This is a genomic window from Sunxiuqinia sp. sy24 (assembly GCF_052677165.1).
The window spans coordinates 146,299-173,096 of sequence record NZ_JBQYLH010000001.1; the positions used below are offsets into that span (position 1 = coordinate 146,299).

At 43.1% G+C, this 26,798-nt stretch carries 21 protein-coding genes and 1 tRNA gene; 17 read left to right on the forward strand and 5 right to left on the reverse strand.

Going from position 1 to position 26,798, the window contains the following annotated elements:
* The first annotated feature begins 86 nt into the window (after positions 1 to 86).
* The 3 genes from ACUNWA_RS00555 to ACUNWA_RS00565 all read left to right on the forward strand — a co-directional run bounded on the left by ACUNWA_RS00555 (position 87) and on the right by ACUNWA_RS00565 (position 3,783).
* The gene (locus ACUNWA_RS00555) at positions 87 to 1,712 is read left to right on the forward strand and encodes a GH92 family glycosyl hydrolase (protein WP_445589920.1); all 1,626 of its coding nucleotides are present in this window, start codon (positions 87 to 89) and stop codon (positions 1,710 to 1,712) included.
* Positions 1,688 to 2,299 (forward strand): GH92 family glycosyl hydrolase, encoded by a 612-nt coding sequence (locus ACUNWA_RS00560; protein ID WP_445589921.1) that lies wholly within the window; start codon positions 1,688 to 1,690, stop codon positions 2,297 to 2,299. Before ACUNWA_RS00555 ends, ACUNWA_RS00560 begins: the two co-directional genes overlap by 25 nt.
* Positions 2,300 to 2,436: 137 nt before the next feature.
* Positions 2,437 to 3,783 carry a hypothetical protein gene (locus tag ACUNWA_RS00565; RefSeq protein WP_445589922.1) on the forward strand — a complete coding sequence of 449 codons (1,347 nt, stop codon included), beginning with the start codon at positions 2,437 to 2,439 and terminating at the stop codon, positions 3,781 to 3,783.
* Positions 3,784 to 4,539: 756 nt separating this feature from the next.
* Here ACUNWA_RS00565 and ACUNWA_RS00570 read toward each other — a convergent pair.
* Positions 4,540 to 4,614, reverse strand: a tRNA-Val gene (locus ACUNWA_RS00570).
* 164 nt (positions 4,615 to 4,778) lie between these two features.
* Between ACUNWA_RS00570 and ACUNWA_RS00575 the strand changes: the two genes are divergently transcribed.
* The 7 genes from ACUNWA_RS00575 (at position 4,779) to ACUNWA_RS00605 (ending at position 14,920) form a co-directional block, all read left to right on the forward strand.
* A complete protein-coding gene (locus ACUNWA_RS00575) occupies positions 4,779 to 7,340 on the forward strand; it encodes a LamG-like jellyroll fold domain-containing protein (protein ID WP_445589923.1) in 2,562 nt (853 codons plus the stop codon).
* Positions 7,341 to 7,556: 216 nt separating this feature from the next.
* Positions 7,557 to 9,089: an SUMF1/EgtB/PvdO family nonheme iron enzyme gene (locus tag ACUNWA_RS00580; protein WP_445589924.1), complete on the forward strand. Its 1,533-nt coding sequence runs from the start codon at positions 7,557 to 7,559 to the stop codon at positions 9,087 to 9,089.
* Positions 9,090 to 9,103: 14 nt separating this feature from the next.
* The gene (locus ACUNWA_RS00585) at positions 9,104 to 10,453 is read left to right on the forward strand and encodes a Gfo/Idh/MocA family protein (protein WP_445589925.1); all 1,350 of its coding nucleotides are present in this window, start codon (positions 9,104 to 9,106) and stop codon (positions 10,451 to 10,453) included.
* Between the two features lie 107 nt (positions 10,454 to 10,560).
* Positions 10,561 to 11,484 carry a glycosyltransferase family 2 protein gene (locus ACUNWA_RS00590; RefSeq protein ID WP_445589926.1) on the forward strand — a complete coding sequence of 308 codons (924 nt, stop codon included), beginning with the start codon at positions 10,561 to 10,563 and terminating at the stop codon, positions 11,482 to 11,484.
* A 5-nt stretch (positions 11,485 to 11,489) separates the two neighbouring features.
* Positions 11,490 to 13,559, forward strand: a complete 2,070-nt coding sequence (locus tag ACUNWA_RS00595) for a hypothetical protein (RefSeq protein WP_445589927.1) — start codon at positions 11,490 to 11,492, stop codon at positions 13,557 to 13,559.
* Between the two features lie 104 nt (positions 13,560 to 13,663).
* Positions 13,664 to 13,918, forward strand: coding sequence for an LPXTG cell wall anchor domain-containing protein (locus tag ACUNWA_RS00600; RefSeq protein ID WP_445589928.1), 255 nt, complete (start codon positions 13,664 to 13,666; stop codon positions 13,916 to 13,918).
* 528 nt (positions 13,919 to 14,446) lie between these two features.
* Positions 14,447 to 14,920 carry a hypothetical protein gene (locus ACUNWA_RS00605; protein ID WP_445589929.1) on the forward strand — a complete coding sequence of 158 codons (474 nt, stop codon included), beginning with the start codon at positions 14,447 to 14,449 and terminating at the stop codon, positions 14,918 to 14,920.
* Positions 14,921 to 14,982: 62 nt separating this feature from the next.
* On the opposite strand, the gene ACUNWA_RS00610 is transcribed toward ACUNWA_RS00605, so the two are convergent.
* The 3 genes from ACUNWA_RS00610 to ACUNWA_RS00620 all read right to left on the reverse strand — a co-directional run bounded on the left by ACUNWA_RS00610 (position 14,983) and on the right by ACUNWA_RS00620 (position 17,680).
* Positions 14,983 to 15,930, reverse strand: a complete 948-nt coding sequence (locus ACUNWA_RS00610; RefSeq protein ID WP_445589930.1) for a Gfo/Idh/MocA family oxidoreductase — start codon at positions 15,928 to 15,930, stop codon at positions 14,983 to 14,985.
* Between the two features lies 1 nt (position 15,931).
* A complete protein-coding gene (locus ACUNWA_RS00615; RefSeq protein ID WP_445589931.1) occupies positions 15,932 to 16,507 on the reverse strand; it encodes an acyltransferase in 576 nt (191 codons plus the stop codon).
* A 72-nt stretch (positions 16,508 to 16,579) separates the two neighbouring features.
* A complete protein-coding gene (locus ACUNWA_RS00620) occupies positions 16,580 to 17,680 on the reverse strand; it encodes a DegT/DnrJ/EryC1/StrS family aminotransferase (protein WP_445589932.1) in 1,101 nt (366 codons plus the stop codon).
* Between the two features lie 72 nt (positions 17,681 to 17,752).
* On the opposite strand from ACUNWA_RS00620, the gene ACUNWA_RS00625 reads away from it, so the two are divergent.
* From ACUNWA_RS00625 to ACUNWA_RS00635, 3 genes are read left to right on the forward strand one after another with little or no spacing between them, the layout of a single operon-like run.
* Positions 17,753 to 19,030 (forward strand): glycosyltransferase family 4 protein, encoded by a 1,278-nt coding sequence (locus tag ACUNWA_RS00625; RefSeq protein WP_445589933.1) that lies wholly within the window; start codon positions 17,753 to 17,755, stop codon positions 19,028 to 19,030.
* On the forward strand, positions 19,027 to 20,181 hold the full coding sequence (locus ACUNWA_RS00630; protein WP_445589934.1) for a glycosyltransferase family 4 protein: 1,155 nt from the start codon (positions 19,027 to 19,029) through the stop codon (positions 20,179 to 20,181). The genes ACUNWA_RS00625 and ACUNWA_RS00630 overlap by 4 nt, the downstream gene beginning before the upstream one ends.
* On the forward strand, positions 20,174 to 20,692 hold the full coding sequence (locus ACUNWA_RS00635) for a methyltransferase domain-containing protein (RefSeq protein ID WP_445589935.1): 519 nt from the start codon (positions 20,174 to 20,176) through the stop codon (positions 20,690 to 20,692). The genes ACUNWA_RS00630 and ACUNWA_RS00635 overlap by 8 nt, the downstream gene beginning before the upstream one ends.
* 26 nt (positions 20,693 to 20,718) lie before the next feature.
* Here the strand turns inward: ACUNWA_RS00635 and ACUNWA_RS00640 are convergent, their stop codons facing one another.
* The gene (locus tag ACUNWA_RS00640) at positions 20,719 to 22,194 is read right to left on the reverse strand and encodes a lipopolysaccharide biosynthesis protein (RefSeq protein ID WP_445589936.1); all 1,476 of its coding nucleotides are present in this window, start codon (positions 22,192 to 22,194) and stop codon (positions 20,719 to 20,721) included.
* 66 nt (positions 22,195 to 22,260) lie between these two features.
* Between ACUNWA_RS00640 and ACUNWA_RS00645 the strand changes: the two genes are divergently transcribed.
* From ACUNWA_RS00645 to ACUNWA_RS00660, 4 genes are all read left to right on the forward strand, one after another.
* Entirely contained in the window at positions 22,261 to 24,777 is a 2,517-nt protein-coding gene (locus ACUNWA_RS00645; RefSeq protein ID WP_445589937.1) for a YfhO family protein, read from the forward strand.
* Positions 24,749 to 25,630, forward strand: a complete 882-nt coding sequence (locus tag ACUNWA_RS00650) for a cell division protein FtsX (RefSeq protein ID WP_445589938.1) — start codon at positions 24,749 to 24,751, stop codon at positions 25,628 to 25,630. Before ACUNWA_RS00645 ends, ACUNWA_RS00650 begins: the two co-directional genes overlap by 29 nt.
* Positions 25,631 to 25,750: 120 nt before the next feature.
* On the forward strand, positions 25,751 to 26,005 hold the full coding sequence (locus ACUNWA_RS00655; RefSeq protein WP_445589939.1) for a DUF3098 domain-containing protein: 255 nt from the start codon (positions 25,751 to 25,753) through the stop codon (positions 26,003 to 26,005).
* Positions 26,006 to 26,008: 3 nt separating this feature from the next.
* Positions 26,009 to 26,791 carry an undecaprenyl-diphosphate phosphatase gene (locus tag ACUNWA_RS00660; protein ID WP_445589940.1) on the forward strand — a complete coding sequence of 261 codons (783 nt, stop codon included), beginning with the start codon at positions 26,009 to 26,011 and terminating at the stop codon, positions 26,789 to 26,791.
* The last annotated feature ends 7 nt before the right edge of the window (positions 26,792 to 26,798 follow it).

The following is a 26,798-nucleotide window of genomic DNA, read 5'->3' on the forward strand; positions in this document are numbered from 1 at the left end:
TTTACTCATATTGTTAAAATGAAAAATCAATTGTTTTTTCTTTCTTTCTTTGTAGTGTCATTTTTCTTGATGCTCACGCACAAAAGTTGCAACCTGTTGACTATGTGAATACCCTGATGGGTACCGACTCAGAATTCAAATTATCCAACGGAAATACCTACCCGGCCATAGCTTTGCCTTGGGGGATGAATTTCTGGACCCCACAAACCAATAAGATGGGAGACGGATGGGTTTATGGCTACGATGCCAACAAAATTCGTGGCTTTAAACAAACACACCAGCCCAGCCCGTGGATTAACGATTATGGACAGTTTTCGCTTTTCCCGATGACCGGTAAATTGGTTATTGATGAGTATGAACGCGGAAGTTGGTTTTCGCACAAGGCAGAAACCGCCAAACCACATTACTATAAAGTATACCTGGCCGACTACGACGTGGTGACGGAAATTACTCCTACAGAGCGGGCAGCGATGTTTCGTTTTACCTTCCCCGAAACGGAAGATGCCTACGTTTTGGTTGATGCATTTGACCAGGGATCGTACGTGAAACTGATTCCTTCAGAGAATAAAATTATTGGCTATACAACCCGTAACAGTGGCGGGGTGCCAGATAACTTTAAAAACTACTTCGTGGTGGTTTTTGACAAGCCCTTTGTTACCAGCGATGTTTGGAGCAAAGACAAAGTGGTTGAAGGAAAAAGCGAGTTGGAAGATGAGCATGCTGGTGCAGCCGTTCAGTTTAAGACCCGGAAAGGGGAGAAGGTTCATGCCCGTGTGGCCTCATCGTTTATCAGCTACGAGCAAGCTGAACGCAACCTGAAGGAACTGGGCAACGACTCTTTTGATGAAGTAAAAGCGAAAGGCGAATCAATTTGGAACAAGGAGCTTTCGCGCATTAAAGTTGAGGGCGGCACGGATGACCAAATCAAAACGTTTTATTCTGCTTTATACCGGGTGTTGCTTTTCCCCCGCAAGTTTTACGAGTACGATGCCAATGGCGAGGTGGTACACTATAGTCCTTACAATGGCGAAGTGTTGCCAGGATATATGTTCACCGACAATGGTTTTTGGGATACTTTCCGGGCTGTATTTCCTTTTTTCAACCTGATGTATCCGGAGTTGAATGAGAAAATCCAGGAAGGCCTGGCCAATACCTACAAGGAAAGTGGCTTTTTGCCTGAGTGGGCCAGTCCCGGTCATCGCGATTGCATGATTGGCTCCAACTCGGCTACCATTGTGGCTGATGCTTATTTGAAAGGCGCCCGTGGTTACGACATCGATGCTTTGTGGGATGCGGTGGTTAAGAACACCACGCATGAAGGTCCGCTGAATTCGGTTGGCCGTTATGGCGTTGATTACTACAATGAGTTGGGTTATGTGCCTTACGACGTTGGTGTCAACGAGAATGTTGCCCGTACCCTGGAGTATGCTTTTGCCGATTTCTGTGTTTACAAGCTTGGAAAAGCATTGGGAAAACCGGAAAGCGAAATTGAAATTTTTGCCAAACGCTCCATGAACTATAAGAATGTGTTCGATAAGGAAAGCAGCCTGATGCGTGGACGCAACGAGGATGGTTCGTTTCAGTCACCGTTCAGCCCATTTAAATGGGGCGATGCCTTTACCGAAGGAAACAGCTGGCACTACACTTGGTCGGTCTTTCATGATGTGCAGGGGTTGATTGACCTGATATGGGGGGTAAGCAAGAATTTGTGACCATGCTAGACTCTGTTTTTGTGGTTCCTCCAATTTTCGATGATTCGTACTACGGACAAGTGATTCATGAAATTCGCGAAATGCAGATTATGAATATGGGTAACTACGCGCATGGTAACCAACCTATTCAGCATATGATTTACCTGTACAACTACGCCGGACAGCCATGGAAAACGCAGCACTGGGTGCGCGAAGTGATGGATCGTCTGTACACGCCTCAGGCGGATGGTTATTGCGGTGATGAGGACAACGGGCAAACATCGGCCTGGTATGTGTTTAGTGCGATGGGCTTTTACCCGGTGGCACCGGCGACTCCGGAATATGTGATTGGAGCACCATTGTTCAAGAAGATTACGGTGAGCCTTGAAAATGGGAAGACCATTGAGATTAATGCGCCTGAAAATAGTGCCGATAACCGATACATTCAGTCCATCAAACTAAACGGAAAATCGTACAGCAAGAATTATTTTAATTACGATGAATTGATGAATGGAGCCACAATCAATTTTGAAATGGGTGAAAAACCCAACAAAGAACGTGGAACCAAGGAAGCTGACTTCCCTTATTCATTTTCAAATGAAAAATAGGGAATAAATAGATGGATAGTGGCTTGTAATGTATATTACCTGGAGGTCATAAGATCTAGTCCAACGGAGGACTAAAACCTCCGTTGGGTAATGTTTTCTTATAGCATCATCCTATTTATAATAGAACAATTGTTACAATGAAGAATTTTATCTGCATATTATTCGTTTTCTTTCTTGGTTTTGTTGGCTGTTCTAAACAGAACGATGATCGATTGCCAGAGCAGACTCCTCTTGAGAATGAAAATATCTTAGCGAAAACCTTGCTTTACACAGAATGGGCTTCAGCGCCAACAGTTATGTCAATGGACTACATAGATATGCGGACTACTTTGATTTCAAGTCTTGACAATCGATGTGGAGACGCGCTTTCTTTTTTGCAAGGAAAGGATGATGTTGATTTGTGTTGGGGGGCTATGATGCATAAGTTCCTTTTTGAAGCAAATATATTTAGTGCTCAGCAGTTGGCAGACATGACATTGGAGGATTATCGGACTTCCATCGTCGATCTAAATGCAGCTAAGACTGTTTTTCCCATATCTGAACTTCAGAAAAAGAGCAGCATCAGAAATTTGAGTATTGCGTATGGTTGGTGGTTTTTTCAGAATATATCTACTAGGCAGAAAATAGAAAAGTTGAATAACGTGGAGAGCACCCAGCCATCTTTTGATATGAACGATGATAATGGGCGGGTAATGGATGTCCTGCGAATAGTAAAGGCAGATGAATCGTACATCTATCTTGGGGTATATCATGCCATGGCGAACACAAACCAATTCATACTTTACCTTGCTGGAAGTGATGATCTTAGAAATTGGACCAATATTACGGAGTTGGGAGATCGGTCGCACCAAGGAGATATTAAGAAATGGGGTGATGGATATCTTATTGCTAACGAGCAAGATCCTATTGAGGTATCTAATAATATCCGTGTCAGATATTTTGCATCCTATGCCGACTTAGTTGAGAACAAGCCATCCAATGATAAGACAATATCTCAAACCTTTTCCAACCTTGCAGAAGGAACCCCGGATATTAGAAAAGTTGAAGGTTCTAGTCCAGGCTCATCCCATATTCTAATTGGGTATCATTATTATGACAATGGGATCCGCGATCAACAGGCGTTTGGTATTTTGCATAACTTCTCAGAGTGGAGAACTTGGAAAGACGAAGTGTCAAATCTCACTATTCAGGAGATGGGATATACGGGTAATATTGGAGGTAGGAGTGCTTTTAATCATGGGGGCAATTATGTGCTTCAGGAGGCCCAAATAACCTCTGGCGATTGGAGTAGTTGGCGACTTTTATTTGGCAATGGGGCATTTTATTATACCTTGCAGCCACAGACGCTACTTGGATCAACGTCCTTCGCCAATCCCGGGATTACTTCAGTTGGTGCTGATAAGTTCGTAGTTACCAGCTTTTTGCCTACGGAAGGAAATGCGAGTGGAGAAATAGGGGAACTTTTATATACTGTACAGTTCTAAAATCTGTGGGCTTATTGTCTAGTATTATGTAGAAAATATAGGTGGTTTTGATTTTTAATAACTATTTGACTTAAATATCCCAAAACCGTATTTCCTATCTTTGCCTATCTCTTAGTGTAGGGAGGTTGCACGATTTTGAACTCGTTGATCTGGTTCAGTATGTGAATGTCTAACAGTTCACTAGCTTTGGGAAGCATCTATCCGATGGCAGCATTGTCTTTTGGGGTGCATACTTGGATGTCGCAAACCAGAGTGAATGGTGATGGATGTAAGTTCCAGTTTTTTTAAGACACGATCCGTGGTTTTCAGTAGGCTCACTAACAGAGTTCATGGACCAACGGCGATTGTGTTTGTTTGTTGATTTCGGTTACCGGATTGCTTGTTTTGAACTAATTTGACCAAGCCGCTAGGTCAATCCGGATTTTGCAACTCTACCAATGTAGCGGGTGAATCTTTCAATGCAAAAATAAAGGAGTTAAGAAGATAATTCAGAAGTGTATCGGGTGTGAAATTTTTCCTCTATAGATTAATATTTATACATAGACCAAGATATTGGTCCTGATTGCATTAATGAATAATCTACCCACTTAGTTTTTAGTTAGTTTGTCCCAATTCAGTTTAAGATTTACAAAACAAATTTCTGAAAAGAATAAGGAGAGAGGTAAATGTTGAAGTTGAATAGCTTTCACTTGTGTAACAATGTCGAAATTTGTTACTATTTTGTTACTCGCCATCCAATTAATCGTTGTAACTATGTGGGCTGTACTGGATTCGAACCAGTGACCCCTACCCTGTCAAGGTAATGCTCTAAACCAACTGAGCTAACAGCCCTTCGAAGGCACAAAAATAGAAAAATTATCATTCCTTTTTTCACTTTCCTGAAAAAATGGACCGATTTATGATACCTTGCAATCCTACTTGAAACCTATCGTGATGAATCAAGCCTTTTTATATCTTTGTTTGATTAAATCTGAATCGTGTTTGTTTCTAAATTTATGAAAAGACAGCAACTGATAAGATATATCTTCCTATTTTATTCATTATGGCTCTCCTCATGGCCTGTAATGGCTGCTGAAGACGTTGTCTTTAAGCATTATGATGAAAGTATCTTTGTCATTTCAAACTTCTCAGGAACCGATGCGACTTTAAAAGAGACTCAATCTGTTCAGCAATTGCTGGACTCGAACATTGGAGGCTTTCGGTTTTATCTGGAATGGGAGCGGCAGCAGAGCCAGTTGATGCTTCGGAATGCGCGTGGGCAATCAAGCCCATTTATTGAGCAGCTGATCTTAATTCGGAAACATCTGGAAAGCCGACCGGATAAGATCCTGACTTTGTTCCTTGACTTTAATGTTAATGCCAATGAGTTAACTAAGATTGTTGAGGAGTCTGGCATTCACCCTTACCTCTATATTCATGATGATGACGATGAATGGCCAACATTGAAAAACATGGTTGAAACCGGCAAACGGGTTGTTATTTTTATGATGCAAGAACATCGGAATAGCCCGGATTGGTTGCATTATGTATGGGACTATTCTGTTGAGCCGTACTTTTCTATTTTAGAAGCTCCCGATTTTATTGGTGAATTTCTTAAAGGTGACCCCAAAAATAACCTGCTGATTTATAATGACTATAATTTCCCCAAGCGAGCCGGCCGTCCGGACGATTCGTTTTTCAATACAACCCAAAATCCTTACCTCATAGAGCACGTTAAAAACGTTTGGAAAAGTACGGGTAAAACACCTAACTTCATTATGCTTGATCGATATCAGAGCTGGATTATTCAGGTTTTGTATCAGTTGCGAAGCTTTCATACGATAAAGGGAACGGTGACTTTTAATGCACAGACTCTGAACTATGTGAGTTGGGAAGGAACGAACAGTTTGACCAGTGGGAAGTATTGTTTCCCGGTAGGACCTGGCGAAACGTTAAGCTTAACGCCTAAGAGCCCGGGCTATCAGTTTAAACCCGAAACCGTAGTTTTTGAAGAGCCGGAGCAAAATAAGTTGCAACATTTTGTGGCAGTTCCGTTGGAGATCACCGAGGGCCTGGAGGCTTATTATAGTTTTGATAATGGTGCTATTGATTACAGTATCAATGGGTTTAATGGGAAGGACGTTGGTGTGCATTACCAGAACGATCCTCGGCGTGGTATGGTATCTGTCTTCGAGCGTGAAAGCTACATTGAGCTTCCCAAAGCTGAAGATCTCAAGCTTCGGGATCATGATTTTACCGTTTCGGCTTGGGTGAAAGTGGGGGCATACGACAAAGATAATCGAGATATCAGTATTATCGGAACCAAGGGGAGTTCGTATCAGCAATCCATTCACTTGGTGCTTCGTAACCGGAAACCTTATTTCGGATTTTATTCCAATGACCTGGAAGGTAAGACCATTATTGAAGCAGGGCGATGGTATCATTTGGTGTGGAGGTACAATAAGTTAACCGGAGAGCAGGCTATTTTTGTCGATGGGAAATTGGATAGTCGGTCGTTGGGACATCCTACTTACAAAGGCCGCGAAAATATCTATTTGGGAATGGCTGGTTATGCTGCCAGTGCTCATATGGATGGTGAAATAGATGATTTGGTGATTTGGTCGCGGACGCTTGGCGAGGAGGAAATTTGGAGTCTGAGTAAAGACTTGGTCGATTTGGCCCAAAGCCGGAACTTGTTTTTGCGTTATCCTTTGTTATCTAAAGTTGGGATAATTATTCTTGCTCTGATCGCCTTGCTGTTGGTTTATTTGAAGCTGCCTGCACGATTGGGGCGCAAACGCTTCTTGCCATTGGATAAACTCAAGGAACTCGATGATACCCAGTATGATTACCCGGATAAGAATTTCATTCAGCTTTTTGGTGACTTTCAGGTAGTTGATGCTGACGGGGCTGATATTACAGGGCAGTTTACTCCAAAGATTAAGCAGCTATTTTTGCTTATCCTTCTTTATTCGCAGCATAATCGCAAGGGCATATCGACGAAAGAGTTATCGCGTATTCTTTGGCCTGATTTAAGCTATCAGAATGCAAAAAATAGTCGTGGGGTGACAATCCGTAAGTTACGGATCATTTTAGAGCGCTTGGATATGGTGGAGGTTGTCTTTAATGTCGATCGTTGGACCATTCAATTCAGTAAGGCTGTTTATTGCGATTATGTGCAATGCTTGAAGTTGCTCAATGAAAATAAGGATAAGGATCCGGATTTTTACCTGGACTTTTACAAAATCATTCGCGGAGGGGAAGTATTTAAAGATGAATCGCACGATTGGCTCGATGACTATAAAGGCAATGTAGGGAATAATATTGTCGATAATCTGTTGAAATTTATTCATCTCTTAGAGCCTGATAATGATCATGAGTTGATTTTGAAACTGGCGGATCGGATATTGGTTACCGACCCAGTTAATGATCAGGCGTTATCTTATAAACTTCGTGCTTTGGTCATTCAGGATAACCTGAACACCGCAAAATACACCTACGAAAAGTTTGCATCGCTCTATGAAGAGCTTTATGGAGAGAAATTAGAGCTTACTTTTGATGATCTTCTCAAATCATGATCTCAATTTTATTTAATCGGGTTAATTTTTTTTATTAATCCTTTAAGTGTCTTGTTTTATGTAAGATGTATTCTTCATCTTTTGTGTGAAACGTTGAAATTAACCCACTTATTAACCCACGAGTAACCATTGTCTAAGTCTGGGTTAAAAGGTGGGTAACTGCATTCGTTTAGATTCGGTTCACTGATTTTACCAAAAAACTATAATCGAACCTGAATGAAATTGAAGTTTAAAAAGATGTGGAGTGGCAAGAGGATTTATGTCGGTTTCATATTCATAGGCATTCTTGCATGTCTTGTCGTTATTAATTTAGGAAACAAGGCAATAGAGTATACTGAAACTGATGATTATTGTATGTCTTGTCATGTTCATCCGCATGCTGAGCAGAGTTGGAAACTTTCAACGCATTATAATAACAGTGCGGGGGTAATTGTACATTGTGTCGAATGTCATCTTCCTCCTAAAGGGCACGGGCATCTGGCCGCCAAAGCCAAGCATGGTTTTAAAGATGTCTATGGTTTACTGTTTAAGGACAGCGCCGATTATCAATGGGAAGAAAAGCGAAAGCTTGAAAACGCAAAAAGCTTTGTTTATAAAGATGCTTGTCTGAAATGTCACCAGAACTTATTTCCCACCACACTTTCGCCTGAAGGCGATGATGCGCACTTGTACTACGTAACAAGCAAGGAGGAATTGCGTTGCATTAACTGTCACCTGCATGTGGGACACTACGATCCGAATGCGAAACACGAGCACAACTTAAGTTTTGGCAAGATTGCTGATGCCGATACCGAAATTTATCAAGAGCCAACTCCGGTTAGTTCGTTTGAGAATTTCACTGAGAAAATTCCGGGTACCAGTGTGTCGTTTGCGATGGTTGCCGTGCCGGGAGGAACTTTTCAGATGGGTAGCCCCAAGGATGAGCCTTTGCGCGACAAGGATGAAGGGCCTGTCTTTACTGCTAAGGTGTCTAACTTCTGGATGGGGAAAGTAGAGGTGAGTTGGGATGAATACCTGGCCTTTTTCAATGCCACTTCATCGCAAGGACGGAAAGAAGCCGTTGATGTTGATGAAGAAGTAGATGGCATTACGGGGCCGACGCCTCCATGGGGTGCGCCGGATCAAGGCTGGGGGCGTGGCTCAAAACCAGCAATTACCATGAGTTGGAAAGCAGCAAACACGTATTGCCGATGGCTGAGCCAGGTGACGGGTAAAAAATATCGTCTTCCTACTGAAGCCGAGTGGGAATATGCCTGCCGTGCTGGAAAAGAAACGCCCTATTCCTTTGAGGGAAGTCCGAAAGATTATTCGAAAACTGGAATTTTCAGAAAGATCTTTTCGCCCGACACAGCGATCATCAACTCCTATGTTGCTTATGAGCTGAACAGCGATGGAAAGACTAAAGATCCGGAGGCCGTTTGGCCCAATGCCTTTGGACTGAAAAACCTTTCGGGAAATGTGGCGGAATTCTGCCTGGATTATTACGATCCGACGATTTACCAGGAATATGCCAAAGAGAAACTTGTGGTTAATCCCGTAGGGCCTAAGAAAGGTCGGGAGCATGTGGTGCGTGGCGGATCATTTAAGAGTGATGCGAAAGACGTGCGGAGTGCTGCCCGCGACTTTACGAAAACCAAAGCGTGGTTGATGACTGACCCACAGATGCCAAAATCAATTTGGTGGTACTCTGATGTCGTTGAAGTTGGGTTCCGCGTAGTGTGTGAAGTAGATGAAATAATTGAGCAATAAAATACAATTGAACCATGACTAATAAATCAAAAAATATTAATCGGCGTCGGTTTTTGGAAGCCACAGCATTCGCAGGAATTGGCGTAATTGGAGCCGGAGCAGTTTTGTCTTCATGTAAAAACACCAAAGATATTCGGACCTTAGGGTTGCCGCCAATTCTGAAGGCGGCTCCGGCAGGCAAAAAGCTACGTGCTGGCCTGGTTGGTGTTGGGAATCGGGGCACCGGTGCTGCCATAAACTTTATAAGCGCAGGTCCCGACCTGGAGATTGTTGCGTTGGCCGATGTTTTTCAGGATAAAATTGATGCCTGTCGGGAACGATTTGCTGGCTTTAAAAGACCCATTCCGGAGGAAAATTGTTTTGTGGGATTTGATGCTTACAAAAAACTGATGGTTTTGGAAGAAGTGGATGTAGTATTGCTGGCCACGCCACCGCAATTTCGACCTGAGCATTTCAAAGAAGCGGTGAAGCAGCAGAAGCATGCTTTTCTTGAGAAACCAATGGCTGTCGATCCGGTGGGCATTCGTTCGGTAATTGCTACGGCTAAAAAGGCTGAAGCTATTGGCTTGAATGTGGTTACTGGCACACAGCGTCGTCATCAGGAAGATTATATTGAGACTTTTAAACAGGTGGCTAACGGAGCCATCGGAAAAATCACATCAGCCAAAGCGTTCTGGAATCAAAACCACGTTTGGTTTCGCACCCGCGAAGAGGGCTGGGATGATATGACTTACATGATCCGAAACTGGAATAACTTCTGCTGGCTGTGTGGCGATCATATTCTGGATACGCACGTGCACAACATCGATGTTATTAACTGGTTTGTTGGGAAGGAGCCCGAAAGCGCGATTGGTTATGGTGGCCGTGCCCGCCGTTTGACTGGGGATCAGTACGATTTTTTCAGCATTGACTTTGATTACGGAAACGGTGTGTGTTCACACAGTATGAGCCGTCAGATTGATAATTGTGCCAATGGAACCGGCGAAATGGTTATGGGCACCGAAGGATATACTAATTGCCAAAATACCATTTGGAATCTAGACGGAACGGTGAAGTGGCAATTCGAATATCCGGAAGGAGAGGATGGTCAGCCAATGACGAAGGTGAAAATTCCACCCTATGTGCAGGAGCATATGCATTTGGTTCATGCTATTCGTACGGGTGAGTATGTGAATGAAGCGGAGCAAACCGCCAATTCAACCTTGACCGCAATTATGGGGCGTACGGCGGCCTATACTGGTCAGAAAGTGACTTGGGATGAGATTTTTAAATCAGATATGGATTTGGGACCAAAGGAAATGAAATTTGGTCCGGTAGACATGGAATTTCCTGTTCCTGAACCAGGAACAGCACACAAAGCTTGATATTACCTAAGCCAATTAAACCACTATTTACCAAGATAGGGGAGGCAAATTGCTTCCCCTATCAACCTAAAAAAGTGGTATGAATTGTGTAAACTAAAAAATAGCCTATGGTCTCACTAGTCATTCCAATTTTCAATGAAGAAGAGCTTATTGATGAATTAGTTCCCCGGACAATTAAAGCGCTGGAGCAAATCCCGGATGACTTTGAGTTGATCCTGGTTGATGATGGAAGTGCGGACAGCAGTTTGCAGAAACTGGTGAGTCATCAGCAAAAAGACCGAAGGATAAAGGTCATCCAGCTGTCCAAAAATTTTGGTCATCAGGCCGCTTTTACGGCCGGGCTCGAAAATGCTTCGGGCGCATATGTTGCTATGATGGATGGTGATCTGCAGGATCCTCCCGAGTTGCTGCTGCAGATGTATCAAAAGCTTGTTCATGATCAGTACGATATTGTGAATGGCCGGCGTTTGGCCCGCAAAGGGAATAGGGCAAAAAACTGGATGACCGGGGTGTTTCATCGCTTGTTTAAGGTAATGACTCATATGGAAGTGTTGGAGAATGCCGGCAACTTTTCAATGATGAATCGCAAAGCATTGACGGCCCTCTTGTCGATGGAAGAGCGGGTTCGGTATTTGCCTGGCTTGCGCAGTTTTGTTGGGTTTAAACAGGGATTTGTTGACTATGTTCGTGAAGATCGGTTGCAGGGTGAACCCAAAATGACGCTCGGCAAACTTTTTCTGCTGGCTGCCGATGCCATTTTCTCATTTTCCAAATTCCCGATTCGCTTGTGCCTTATTTTAGGTTTGATAGGAACCGTTGTGTTTTTGTTGGCTGGGATTTATGTGCTGGTCGCTAAGTTTATGGGATTTGCACTGTTAGGATGGTCTTCTACCGTGCTAAGCATTTATTTCTTAGGTTCTATTCAGCTGATCTTTTTAGGGGTTGTTGGCGAATATGTTTATCGGATTTATAAGGAATCGCAGAAACGACCACTCTATTTTATCAAAACAATTTATTCATCTGAAGACTAATAAGCATGCGTGAACGTCACCTGAAAATAGTGTTTTATGTTTCGGCTTTTGTTATGCTGGTGAGCTTGTTGTTCATCAGCCGCGATGCCGGTATTTCAGGTGATGAGGAGGTTCATTATTTGCATTCGGAAGAGGTGTACGAGTACTTTGCCACCTTCGGCAAAGACCGTGATGCCTTGAATACACCCCAAACGCATCTTCAGTATTACGGGCAGGCTCCCGACAATATGGCGACCATTTTAATTCACTGGTTGGGTATTGAAGATGTTTATGGCTTTCGCCATCTGTTCAGCAGTTTTATTGGTTGGCTGTGTATCATGGTGGCGGCCGTGTTTGCGGTTTGGCTCAAGGGCTACCGTGCCGGAGTCATTACCTTGTTGCTTTTTGCAGTTTCGCCCCGTTTTCTGGGGCATTTACAAAATAATTTAAAAGACATTCCTTTTGCTCTGGCCTATATTGCCGGTGTATTTTTTACACTGAAATTAACCTATGCCAGTTTTAAGCCACGCTCAACGATTTCGATTTCACTTTTAATTGCGAGTATTGCTTTTTCCGTCAGTATCAGGGCAGGAGGAATCTTATTAGCCTTTTATCTGCTCTTCGCCGGAGTGCTCTTCTATTTGATTGAGTTCTTCGACCGGAGGCAGGTAAAATGGGCTGACATTCAGCGGACTTTTATAAAATTGGTGGTGTTCTCTGCCGCCGGTTATTTGCTTGGGCTTCTACTTTGGCCTTATGCTCTTCAAAATCCGTTGGTCAACCCATGGGAATCGTATCAGGTGATGACCGATTTTCCGACCACCATTCGTCAGATCTTTGGTGGTCAATTTATTTGGTCTGATTTTAAGCCGTGGTATTATTTGCCTAAATACTTGTTAATCACCATTCCCTTGGTGATTTTTGGAGGCTTGATTTTATTTGCGATTTATGGTAAGTCCATCATTCGCGAGAAGCACCGGTTGACGTATGTATTTTTGATCTTTACAAGCGGATTTCCTGTTTTATGGGTGTTGCTGCTAGATTCAAATTTGTATGGCGCCTGGCGCCATTTTCAGTTTATCTATCCTGGCTTGGTGATTTTGGCGGCAGTTGGCTTGAATGAGGCGCTAGTGCGGATGAAGTTGAAATGGGTGAAACGGCTTGTGTTGCTTCTTTTTGTGGTAGCGTTGGTGCACCCTGTTCGGTTTATGGTTAAGGCGCATCCTTATTATTATTTGTATTACAATCAGCTGGTGGGCGGCTTGAAAGGAGCGTATGGCGAGTATGAATCCGACTACTATTATCATTCTATGCGCAGTGGGGCCGAATGGTTGGGAAATTATCTGGATCGAAATAAGTTAAAGGGAAGGGTTGTTGTTGGGAGCAACTTTCCGGTGAAGTGGTATTTGAAAGATCATCCGAATCTGCGGTTTGACTATTTTCAATATCAATTTCGGAGTGATAAGAATTGGGATTATGCCATAGTAGGAAATAGCTATATTCGACCGGAGCAATTGCGCAATGGCAATTTTCCGCCCGAAGGAACCATTCATGTGGTTAAGGTAGATGATGTGCCTGTTTGTGCCGTTGTAAGGCGCAAGTCAAAAGCTTCGTATTTTGGGGTGGAAGCGTTTTGGGGTAGGGATTATCTTCAGGCTGAAGAGCGGTTTAAGGAAGCCTTGATACACTATAAAAAAGACGAGCATATTTACTATCGATTAGGAAAAAGTTTAAGTTTGCAGGGAAAAGACGACGAGGCTAAAGAAGCCTTTGTGAGGTCCTTGAATGTGAATCCAAACTATGAGCCTGCCTTGAAGATGATGGGGCAGCTGGCTTTCCAGGAAGACGACATGGTGGTTGCGAGGCATTATTTTGAGCACTTGCTCGACGTTAATCCGAAGTATTTTAGTGCTTACGTTGAGTTGGCTAAGGTTTACGATCAGGTGCAGCCAGAGAAAGCTCGAGAGTTGCTAAAAACATGCTTGCGGCTAAACCCCCGTTATAAACCAGCTATTCGAGCATTGGCTGAAACGTATCAGGAGTCGCATCCGGAGATTGTCGATAAATATTGGGAGTATCTCAATAGCATGGAATAGAAACAAAGAGAAAAGGAGAGGATGGCAATCAGTGCGATCTGCCGAATCTTTAACGAAGAGATTGATTAGTATCTAAAACGATAATAACTAAAAAGTAGAATAAGATGAAACGATTACTATTGATTTTAGCTTTGTTCGGTATGATGGCCGTTGGAGCATTTAGTCCTGTGGTAGCACAGGCGCAGGAAGAAGACTTGTTTGAAATGGAGGATACCCTGTCGATTGATGATATGGATCCGGTGTTTTATGAAGCCGAAGAAGAGACTAGTGGCAGCAATACTACAGCTATTGTTGGTATAGCTGCTGTGATTGTTCTTGGCGCAGGTGTTTATTTTGTGATTAAGAAGAAGAAAAAGTAATTGCAGGATTATTGACCTTGCAAACTCAAAGCTCCATGATGACTCATGGGGCTTTTTTTGTCATTGTGAGATAAAATAGGGGGAAATGCTTTTAGATTGTAGTTTTGGGCTTGCGAGGTGAACAATATATGTGTCGTGTGCTTCGTGTCGTGTCATTTGTATTGTTGAGATCGATGTTTTGGCTTTCAAATTGAAAGTTGTTTTCTTCTCTTGCTTGAAACCTGAAATTCATTTGGCTTTTTTCTTGTGTTTTTGCTTTAAAAAAGCTTTTGTATATCCCTTTAATAAAGAGAACGTGTTCTAGAGCATATTTTTTGAAAACTATAAGGTTTTTGGCTTGTCCTCTTGCTGTAGCTCATTTAAGTTTCCTTTTTTGTCAATTTTTGTATTTATTGAATGAGTTTTTGCTTTCAATTTGAAAGTTGATTCTTTTTAACAAAAATGAAACATGTGATTTGTCAGGTTTTTGGGTGTTTGCCCTTCCTATTTTTGCCGGTGTTAAACAATCACTATTTAAAACAATTTGTCATGAAAAGGATTAACAGAATTATCGGCTTCTTATTTGTTGCTTTGTTTGTATGTTCTTTAAATGTTATGGCTAGCGGCGAATCAACTTTTGTTGATGATTATAGAATTTCCTCTAAAGAAAACTTTGAACCAAGCAAGACTTTCCAGCAAAGTTGGGAAATCACTTATGGAGAATCGAAAAGACCTGTTCAGGTTTTGTTGAGAGAAACCAAAAAAGGAGAAGAATATATTATCCGGACCAATTACTTCGAAGTGAAGTATGTAAACACGGGAAAGGGTTTCGGCGCACGTTCGATGAAAACAGGTGAAATGCTTGTTCCTGAGAGCCTGAACGCACAGGTTGTTAATGCCAGCCAATTGCACAATCAGGAAATTATCTCCATGTCTCGTGTTGAGCGGGAGAAGGTTTTGGGTTTGATCGCCGGATTCCTTCCGGAGTTGGTCAACGAAAAGTATAAGAACATTCTGAACTAGACCTCATTGAAATAAATTAACAGCAGAAATCAAAAAGCCGCTTCCCCCCAGAAGCGGCTTTTCTATTGCTTTAAGAGTGGGTGGAAATCTCCGGAAAGTCCCTTAATTTGGCTGTTGCGGATGTGGTGTCCCAGTTCGATGCAGGCCCTTGCGTCGTCTAATCCAAAGCCCTGTCCGTTCAGGAGGTGCCGGTAAGCTTGGGTGTGTAAATCGGTGAAGCCACCACTGAATTCAATTTCTTCATTCTCAACGGTTATTGATCGATAGGTGCGCATGCCTTTGTCTTTCGCTTCCTGAGGGATATCTTCGAAATCGAGGCTCAGAAGCCAGCGTACGCGAGCCTTCTTGAGGTGTAGAAAGCCAGCGGCCTTATTCGCTTCGTGCATGTGTACGGTGCTTTGCTCCATCTTGCCAAAAATCCACTGAAGCATGTCAAAAAAGTGAATCCCGATATTGGTGGTAATTCCGCCTGATTTTGACGGGTCTCCTTTCCAACTTTCGTAGTACCATTTTCCGCGCGAAGTGATGTAGGTTAAGTCGATGTCGTAGATTTTATCAGCCGGAGCCTGATTGATTTTTTCACGCAGATCAATAATGGCTGGGTGCAATCTTAGCTGAAGTATGTTGTAGATCCGTTGATTGGTGTCTTTTTCTAGTTGTTGTAAGGCATCCACATTCCATGGATTTAATACTAGTGGTTTCTCGCAGATGGCATCCGATCCGTTGCGCAGTGCCATTCGGATGTGTGCATCATGCAGGTAGTTGGGCGAGCAGATCGACACAAAGTCAAGCGGCTGACCGTTACGCTGCCGTTTATACAGATAACGATCAAAGCGTTCGGGTTCCGTAAAAAAATCGGCCTCGGAGAAGTAGCGATCCAGAATGCCAACACTGTCGAATTTATCCAGAGCTGCACACAGTTGTCCGTTATTTTCCTTGATGGCATTGATGTGCCTGGGGGCGATGTAGCCGGCAGCGCCAATTAATCCAAATGTTTTTCGTGTATTCATTTTATTCTTTTAGGGGGAATCTTAAACTTAGTTGCTCGTTCTTAAGTTGATAGTGTTCTCCTGTTTCAGGACAAATTAGTTTTTCATTCAGGATAGCTCCCGCGCGGCTCACCCAGCCTTTCTGAATTGCCGGAACACCAACCATCAGGGCGTATGGCTTAATATCTTTTGTGACCACTGCGCCTGCGCCTATGAAGGCATATTCTCCAATGGTAATTCCGCAGACTAAAGTAGCATTGGCCCCGATTGAAACGCCCTTCTTTACTCGGGTTTCCATGTATTCCGTTTTGCGTTCGACAAACGAGCGCGGGTTGATGACATTGGTAAATACGCAGCTTGGGCCGCAAAATACATCGTCTTCCAGAATTACCGAGTCGTAAATACTTACATTGTTCTGTATTTTTACCCGGTTGCCAATTCGAGCTTTCCCGCCGACAAAAACGTTTTGGCCTAAAATGCAGTCTTCTCCAATTTGGGCTTGAGGCATGACATGGCAGAAATGCCAGATTTTGGTGCCTGATCCAATAATTGCACCTTGATCAATATGGGCTGTTTTGTGTGCAAAGTAGTTTGTCATCCTTGTATTTTTTGCGTTTTACCGCCTCTGCGGTTATTTTTAATCACCAAAAAATTGCAGATTCTTTTCTGCTTATTGGTTTTCCTGTAGAGCTTCTATTAATGTTTGGGCGACGAATTCAATTTCTTCGTTTGTAATAAGACCATGAATAGGCAAGGAAAGAACGGTTTCTGCCAGTAATTCGGCCACTTCATATTTTTCATCTGTCAGTACATCGTCGCGGAAAGCTTCTTGCTTAGGAAGAATAACCGGATAGTGCACTGCAGTTGGAATATTTTTTTCAGCCAGCTTTTCACGCACTTGATTACGATTTTCAAGCATAACGGTAAACTGGGCCCAAACGTTTCTACGGCCTTCAGCTTCTTCCGGCAGTAATACGTGGCCTTTCAGTAGTTGAGAGTAGCGATAGGCAGCTTTTTGGCGGGTTGCTATTTCACGTTCGAAGTAGTTTAGTTTCACCCGAAGAATGGCTGCCTGAAGGGTGTCTATTCGACCGTTAATTCCTATTTGTTTATGAATGTAGCGTTTTTCCTGTCCGTGTGAACGCAGCATTTTTAAGTTTATAGCCATGTCTTCGTTGTTGGTGAAGATGGCTCCTCCATCGCCATAGCATCCTAGGGGTTTGGCCGGAAAAAAGCTGGTTGTTGCCACGTCAGTTAGCGAGCCAGAGCGTTTGCCGTTGTAAATTGCTCCAAACGATTGAGCACCGTCTTCAATTACCCAAAGACCGTATTTCTTCGCAATAGCATTGATCGGATCGAAATCGGCACATTGGCCATAAAGCGAAACTGTAATAATTCCTTTGGTTCGGGGCGTGATCTTGGCTTCAATTTTTGCCGGATCAATATTAAAGTCAATGGGTGAAACATCAACAAAAACCGGGCGGGCTTTGTAAAAGCTAGCCATCGAGGCGGAGGCAATGAAGCTAAAGGCCGGGCAGATAATTTCATCACCGGGTTGAACATTCAAGGCCATGAGCGATAATAGCAAGGCATCGGTGCCGGAGCTGCAGGCAATGGCGTGTTCTACACCTGCAAAATTGGCCAGCTCCTTCTCAAGTAGTTGAACTTCTTGACCGTTGATGAATGATGACGAATCAATAACTCCTTGAATAGCGGCATCAATCTCAGATTGGTATGCTTTGTATTGTTTGTTGAGGTCGTTGAATTGCATAGGATTTTGAATAGTTTTACAAAAATAATGGAATTCAGGTAAGATTATTACATTTGCTCAACAAAGTGATCCATGAAGAAAGTCCTCATTATAACTTATTATTGGCCACCCAGTGGGGGAGCCGGTGTGCAACGCTGGCTGAAATTCACCAAATATTTATCGTCGTTTGGAATTCAGCCCATTGTGCTGACTGTTGATCCGGGGCGGGCAAGCTATGCTCAGCGCGATGAGAGTCTAAAAGATGAGGTGGCAGACGAGCTGTTGGTTTATACAACCAAAACCGTTGAGCTATATGATTTATACAAAAAGCTGATTGGTAAAGGTGAAATTCCTTATGGTGGATTTTCGAACCAGCAAGAAGAGTCCGTTTTGCAGAAAGTGGCCAAAGTAGTTCGCGGAAACTTTTTTATTCCCGACCCTCGAAAAGGCTGGAATCGATTCGCTTATCAGAAAGCTGTACAGCTGATTCGGGAGCATCAGATTGATACGGTTATTACCACCAGCCCGCCGCATTCGACTCAGATGATAGGATTGAAGCTGAAAAGACAACTTGGTATTCGTTGGATAGCTGATTTGCGCGATCCCTGGACGGATATTTATTATTATGGCGAACTTTATCGAAGCTCTTGGGCAAAGAGAAGGGATCAGGTGCTGGAGTTGAAAGTACTTCAGGCGGCAGACCAGATTGTAACGGTAAGTAAGGCATTAAAGCGTTTGTTCGATGAAAAACTAGGAGGCACAACTGGTTCTAAAATATTAGTGGTTCCTAATGGCTATGACGAAGATGACTTTGACGTAAAAGTGCCGGTAAGTGATGACAAGTTTGTGATAACCTATACCGGAACGATTTCCACAGCCTATGACATGGACGGTTTGTTGAGAGCTCTTCGTGAATTGGATGAACAACAGCAAAAGGGCATCTTATTTCGTTTGGTTGGAAATATACCTCCGGTAATTATAGATCGAATTCGGCACGAACTTCCGTTGATTGAGTTGGATCTGGTCGGTTATGTCGATCATGCCAAGTCTGTTAGCTATTTGCTGAAATCTTCAATTCAGTTACTGATCATTCCCAAAATCGAGAATAATAAGGGGATTGTTACCGGTAAGTTTTATGAATACCTGGCTTCTGGGAAACCGGTGCTAGCCATTGGGCCGATGGGGGGTGACCTGGGGGAAGTGATCATGGAGACGGCATGTGGCCTGTTGTTTGATTATAGCGATTCGGAAGGCATAAAAAAGATGTTGACGCAAAATTTGCAAGGAAGCTTTGAGATCAACCGGGATCGAGCTACAAAATATTCCCGAAGGGAGCTTACCCAAAAATTAGTACAGGAGATTGTTCTATGAAAATATTGATGTTGCTGGAAAATAATTTTCCACCGGATACCCGAGTTGAGAATGAGATTCATTCGCTGCAGGAAGATGGGCACGAAGTACATATTGCATGCCTGAAAACAAAAGGAAATAAAAAAACAAATAGCTTTGGTTCAACGGTTATTCATCGGTTTGAGATTAGCGAATTTGTGCGCAAATCAAGTGTCGGGGCTTTGGCTTTTCCGTTCTATTTTTATTTCTGGAATAAACGTGTTTGTCGTTTGTTCGCTGATTATAAGTATGATGCTATTCATGTGCATGATTTGCCTTTAGCTGCCGTTGGTTTCAAAATTAAAAAGCGCTTTGGTGCGCGGTTCGTATTGGACTTGCATGAAAACTGGCCTGCATTACTGAAAATTTCAGAACATACTAAAACATTTTTGGGCAAGTTACTGTTTTCGGTCAGGCAATGGAAAGCCTATGAAAAAAAATACCTTTTTCGTGCAGATGAGGTGATTGTGGTGGTTGACGAAGCCAAAGAGCGGGTAGTTGCTTTGGGGGTGGATGAAGTAAAGGTGCACGTTGTTTCGAATACACAAAACCTGGAGGAGTTTGCTTTTGAATCGCATCTTAAGCCTGATTCTAAAATCCGATTTGTTTATGGAGGCGGAGTGACTTATCATCGTGGCTTGCAGTATGTGCTTCAGGCTGCAGCGCGAGTACAGTCGGGGAATTTTGAGATACGGATTGTAGGAGCCGGGCGTTACTTGAGAAAATTACAGGAGCTGACCAGGGAGCTGAATATTGAGAATAACGTATGCTTTTATGGGTGGCGCGATCGACAGGAATTATTGAAATTGATTGCCGAATCTGATGTGGCGCTTATACCGCATGTCAAGAGTGATCATACCGACACGACCATTCCACATAAACTATTTCAGTACCTCTATACTGAAAAACCAATTTTGGCATCCAACTGCCGACCCATTGAGAGGATAATAAAAGAGACGTGCGGCGGATGGATTTATCCGTTTTCGGATATCAATCAGTTAGCTGGGGTGATGCAGCAGATTATTGATGGAGGCTATGATTTGGATGCATTTGCAAAGGGGCGTCCGTTGGTTGTTGAGAAATACAATTGGGATAAAGACAAACTTAAATTGCAAGCGATTTACCATGAATAAACTCAAGTTATTTCGGTTTGAGAAAACCGAGGCATTTCTGAATAAACACCTTTCGAAAGAGCTTCGGATTTTGGATTTAGGTACCCCGAATGAATTATCTGACTACATATCCGCTCATGATTATCAAACTCAAAGTGGACATGGTTTCGATTTTGATTTAGAGCCCGAGAAGGTGAATGATTATGACTACGAGGTGCTCACTGCCTTTGAGGTGCTGGAGCATCTGGTTTCGCCCTTTTCCATCATGCAGCAAACAAAAGCCCGAAAATTGGTGGTCACTGTTCCCTTGAAGCTATGGTTTGCAAAAGCGTATCGAAATGCCTCTGATCCTTACGATCAGCATTATCACGAGTTTGAGAGCTGGCAGCTGGACATGATGCTGGAAAAAGCAGGCTGGGAAATTAAAGCGCGTGAAAAGTGGGTTCCTCCTTTTCAATTCAACGGTCTGCGCTCAATCTTAAGAGCGGTGACACCGCGTTTTTATGCGGTGTATGCCGAACGAAAGATGTAACTGGCTACAACGCGTTTCCAGTTGAATTAGCGCATTCGCATTTTAAAGAGCTTATTTCCCATGTTGCTGATGTCGGGCGATACCGGAACCAGATAAATGAATATGGCTGTGCCGAGTGTTATCAATCCTCCCCGAAGGATAATGTCCCAGAGGAGAACTTGCTGAGGGATAAGAATTTGTGTCAGGTAGATGGCTGTGTAGTAGGTGGCAATTAAGAGAAACTTGCTGTTGAAAGGCTGATATTTATACTTCTTAAACAGAAAGGCAAACCGCATCAGGTTGTTCAAGAGCAGGGCTGCAGCCACGGCCATGCCAGCTCCGGTAATGCCCCAGATTGGAATTAGAAGAAAAAGCAGGCTGATCACCAGTACGATCAGAATGATAATAAAAACCAAGGCTACTCGGTAGTAGTTCGAGTAGGCAATTACTTGTGCATTGGCGCCGGTTAGCATGTCGAACAGATAGCCCAATCCGATGAAAAAGATGACCCACTTCGATTGGAGGTAGTCTTCACCTAAAATAGCCAGGATGTTGTCGATATTGGCCCAGATCCCAAGAAATAGAAAACCGCCAATAATGAATTGGTTGATACAGCTTTTGTAGTATATGTCTTTGATTTGATTCAGGTCATTGCGTTTCCAGGCATCGGCAATCAGCGTCCCCGATATTTTGAGTAGTGGCCGGGAAGGAATAACCACCAAGGTTCCGAAGTAAAAAGCAATGGTGTAAACTCCTGTGTTCGATAGGTCGAGCAACTGGTTTACAGCAATCTTATCAATATTGAAAACAAAGATAGAGCCCAGGCTGGCGAGAATACTGTAGACTGCTACGCTTCTGATTTCCTTTTTCAGTTTTGATGTGATGAAGTTAAGCTGTGAGTGCAGATTAATCTCTCCTTTTTGCCATAGAAACAGAAAGAGAAACAGACCTTTCAAACAGACGACAGCCGAGTAAGACCAAATTAATGTATTCAGGCTGATGAGGTTGGTGGCAAACAAAACAACGATGGCAAATAGCAAAAGGCGTTGCACGAATTCCTGCAAGAATGTTCCGGTGACAGCATCGTAAAGCATTCGGTTGTACGAATCCAAAAACACGAAGGCCATAGTGAAAAAGGTTAGCGGAATAAGCAGGTGGACATACTTGGCAAAAAGCATTGATTTCTCCAGATTACTTTCAACTAGCAAGGGTTTGAGCCAATAATAGGCGACCAGAAAAACGGCAAATCCGATGATGAAAACCAGCGAGGCTAGAAAGAGAAAACCATTATGTCCGGAGTTTCGATCTCGAAAATAGGGAAACAAGCGAGAGGTTACACCTTGAAAACCCAAAAGGAAAAATTGGCCGGTCAGGGCTGCGTAGGCTGCCAGTAGTCCAAAAAGCCCAACCAGCTCGGTGTTAAGGTATTCGGTGTATAGGTAGGTTGTGGTTACAAACCCAATGGCGACGCCTAAATACGACCAGATACTTCCCCTGATGGATTGTTTTATGATAATGCCCATTCGTGCCGGATTCAGTAATTATTTCCTTACTTTTGTTTCAATTTGAAACCAAATAAGCTTGAATTCATGATGACAAAGATAAAAGCCAATCGCAATATTTTCATTGGTTTTGGAATTATCCTCCTATTTATTTTAATCTCGTTTACATATTTCTCGCCCCAGCTCGAAGGGAAGCAGCTTGATGCACATGACTTGAGCACTTTTAGAGGGGGATCAAAGGAATTAAACGACTACCGGCAAGAAACCGGAGATGAAGCGCTCTGGACCAACAGTATGTTTGGCGGAATGCCGTCTTTCCTGTTATCGACCAAATATCCCGGAAACTTACTAGCAAAGGTTCAAAGCCTGGTCGATGCAATTCCACGTCCGGCACGCTACCTGATTTTGATGTTTAGCATGTTTTTCGCCTTGCTTCTTATTTTGGAGGTAAAACTTTGGGTCAGCGCAGTTGGAGCGCTCGCCTATGGTCTGTTTTCGTTCTTTTTTGTCATCATAGACGCGGGGCATATGACTAAGGCTCATACCCTGACGTATATGGCTTTGGTGGTTGGCGGTGTGTTGTTGGCCTATAAACGAAATGCCTTTTGGGGGAGTTTGCTGGCCGCGTTTTCGTTGTCTTGGATGCTGAGTGCCAATCATCCGCAGATGACGTATTATACGGGAATAATGGTGGTCATCATTGGTCTGACTTATTTGGTTGCAGCGATCAAAGAAAAAAAACTTCCTTCTTTTCTGAAAACTTCTGCACTATTGTTGTTAGCGGCTTTGTTGGCTGTTGGGACTAATTTCTCGCGTTTGTCTACCACTTATGAATATGGGAAATATTCTATGCGTGGTGAGTCGGAATTAACGTCAACCGATGACAACCAAACTTCAGGGCTTGATAAAAGTTATATCCTGGATTATAGCTATGATTTTGGAGAAGCGATGACCGCTTTCATTCCTCGTTTTAAAGGCGGTGGAATGGCTGAACCTTTGGGCGAAGAGTCGGAGGTGTATCAGTTCTTCGCTAAGAATCAGGGCAAAGCGCAAGCCCGGCAAATTAGTCAAAACCTACCTTTGTACTGGGGAACGCAACCCATCTCGAGTGCTCCGTTTTATTACGGCGCGGTGCTTTGCTTTTTGTTTGTGCTGGGTTTGTTTGTGTTGAAGGGAAAAGATAAATGGTGGATTGTTGCGGTGGTCGTGGTTTCTTTTCTGTTATCGTTGGGGAAAAACTTCGGTTTCTTGAGTCACTTTATGGTCGACTACTTTCCATGGTACAACAAGTTTCGCGATGTGAAAAATATTATTGTCATTCAGCAATTTGCCATGGCGCTGATGGGTGTTTTAGCGGTGAAGGAGCTGTATCTGAATCGTCAGAATCAAAAAGAGTTAACTCAGAAATTGAAATATGCCTGGTTTATTGTGGGAGGTTTGGCGTTGGTGTTTGCGGTACTTCCCGGTTTGGCCGGCGATTTTCGCACGCCCTCTGATCTCCGATTGGTGCAGGCAGGCTGGCCCGATCAGCTCATGGAGGCATTGCGTGCCGACCGACGCATGGTTTTACGGACCGATGCATTTAAAACCTTCCTTTTTGTTACTATTGCTGCCGGTGTGATTTGGCTGTACCTCAAACAAAAAATTAAAGCAACTTATGCTTTGCTTATTTGGGCCTTATTGATTTTCGTTGACCTATGGCCGGTGAATAAACGTTATTTGAACAGCGATGATTTCATTGCTGCACGAAAAGCCGAAGTTCCGTTTACGCCAAGTGTGGCTGATCAGGAAATTTTGAAGGACAAAAGCCAGGAATACCGGGTGCTAAACATTGCTGTCAGTCCGTTTAACGATGCTTCAACTTCCTATTTCCATCATTCCATTGGTGGTTATCATGGGGCCAAAATGCAGCGTTATCAGGAATTGATTGAATCTCAGATCTCTCCGGAAATACAAGCACTCGGTTCGCGTTTGCAAAAAGCGGAAACACAAGCAGATGTCGAAGCTGTTTTTGACGGGCTTGATGTACTCAATATGTTGAACACCAGATATGTCATTTACAATCCGAAAGCCGGACCATTATTTAATTCACAAGCTTTGGGCAATGCTTGGTTTGTGGAGGATATCAGCTTGGTAGAAAATGCCGATGAAGAAATTGCTGCGCTGGATGCTTTTGATCCGGCAACTGAAGCCATCATTGATGGACGCTTCTCGGATGCGCTTACCGGAGTGAGTCTTGACTCGGGCGAGCAACCTACGATTGAGTTGAAAGAATATCAGCCCAACTATTTGAAGTACGAAGCCACTGTTGCCAAGGGAACGCCGCTGGCTGTGTTTTCCGAAATTTATTATCCTAAAGGCTGGAATGCCTACTTGGATGGTGAGTTGGTAGATTACGTGCGGGCCAATTATGTGCTGCGGGCCATGCCGGTTCCGCAGGGCGTTCATCAAATTGAGTTTAAATTTGAGCCCCAATCTTATGTCTTCGGTAATAAGGTGTCTCTGGCGAGTTCATTGATTCTTATTTTTGCCTTGTTGGCTATTGGCTTTGTCGAATTTAAAAAGAAGACGAGAAATGAAGAAGAAACGTCCAGCGAGGCTTAAACGTCGATTAATCAAATCTTATCTGACGTCAACCATCAGCATTACCTTGGTTTTGTTTTTGGTGGGCATGATGTCTTTGCTTATCCTGAATGCGGAGCGCTTGTCGGATTATGTACGCGAGCATGTTGGGTTTACCTTGGTGCTGAATGATGATGTGCGTGAAGCGGAGATCTTGCGCCTTCAAAAAATACTAAGTGCCACCGACTATGTGAAAGCGACTAAGTATGTCGATAAGGAAGAGGCTGCCCAACAATTGACCAAGGAGCTGGGCGAAGATTTCGTTGGTTTTTTAGGCTTCAATCCATTATTTTCATCGGTTGATGTGAAGTTGCATGCCGACTATATGCAGCAGGATAGTTTAGCTATTTTGGAGAATAGTTTTCTGGCTTATCCGCAAGTTAAAGAAGTCTACTATCAGCGCGATTTGGTGCGAATTATCAACGAAAATGTAAAGCGTATTAGTTTTTTCCTGTTGGTTTTTTCTGTTCTGTTGCTGTTTATTTTTTCAACACTGATAAATAACACCATCCGGATTGCGATCTACTCGCAACGCTTTATTATTCATACCATGAAGTTAGTGGGAGCCACACGTCCTTTTATTCGTCGACCCTTTATTCTGAAAAATATTTTTTACGGGTTATTGGGTGCTTTGTTGGCTAATCTCAGCATTGCTGGATTGGTGTTTTCCTATCGGCAGGACTTTGAAGGGATTCTGGATTCGCAACAATTTGACACCATGGGGCTTGTGTTTTTAATCGTCCTGGTATTTGGCGTGTTGATCTCCTGGCTGTCGACTTATTTCTCCGTGAATAAGTATCTTCGCATCCGGTATGATGAACTTTTTTACACGTAAGTTGTCCGGGACAAGTAGTGAAAAAATAATATTTGCGGGCTTCATCAGCAATAATTGACTGGCTCAGACCGATTATTAGAAATAGATTTTCTACTTTCGTACGAGCAAAAATACGTAGCTATGTTAAAGGAAAAAGAGGAAACGAAAAATCAAACTTTCGCCTTAGGGAAAGAAAATTATAAATTGCTTTTGATTGGCTTTGCAATCATCGTCTTCGGTTTTATTTTAATGGTTGGAGGTAAAAGTGAGGACCCTTCGGTATTTAATCCTGAAATTTTTAGTTTCAGAAGAATTACCCTGGCTCCACTCATCGTATTGTTTGGCTTCCTGTTTGAAATTTATGCTATTATGAAACGCTCCAAAACCGGAAACTAATCAATGAATGTTTTTCAGGCTTTCTTATTAGGGATTATTCAAGGATTGACTGAATTTTTACCCGTCAGTTCCAGTGGTCATCTGGAAATTGGTCATCATTTGTTAGGCGTAAAAGGGCACAATAATTTGGTGTTTGCTGTGGTAGTGCACGGAGCTACCGTATTGAGTACGCTGGTTGTTTTCCGGCGCGATATTTTAGCTCTTTTTAAGGGCTTGTTTGCTCTTCGGTGGAATGAGGAAACGCAGTATGTTTCACTCCTGTTTCTTTCGGCCGTTCCGGTTGCTGTTTTGGGGCTTTTCTTCCGCGAGCAAATTGAAGAGCTGTTTACTGGGAACCTGGTTTTTGTAGGGAGCATGCTGATTGCAACGGCTAGCTTGCTGGCTTTTACTTATTTTGCCAAATCAAAAGGAACGTCTATTGGTTGGCTCGATTCTTTAACTATTGGCGTTTCACAGGCAATGGCTGTTATGCCGGGTATTTCGAGAAGTGGATCAACCATTGCTGTTGGCTTGCTGCTAGGCAAGAAGAAAGAGGACATGGCCCGCTTTTCATTTCTGATGGTACTGATTCCGATTATTAGTGCCAATTGTATCGATCTTTTTAGCCATAATTCAAGCCCCGAAAGTGCGGTTGGCGCTTTGCCACTTGCTGTTGGCTTTATTGCTGCTTTTGTTTCAGGTCTGCTGGCTTGTAAGTGGATGATTAAAATTGTGAAGCAAGGCAAATTGATTTATTTTGCGGCTTATTGTCTGGTTATCGGCTTAATTGCTATCTTTGCGGGCTGAAAAATAG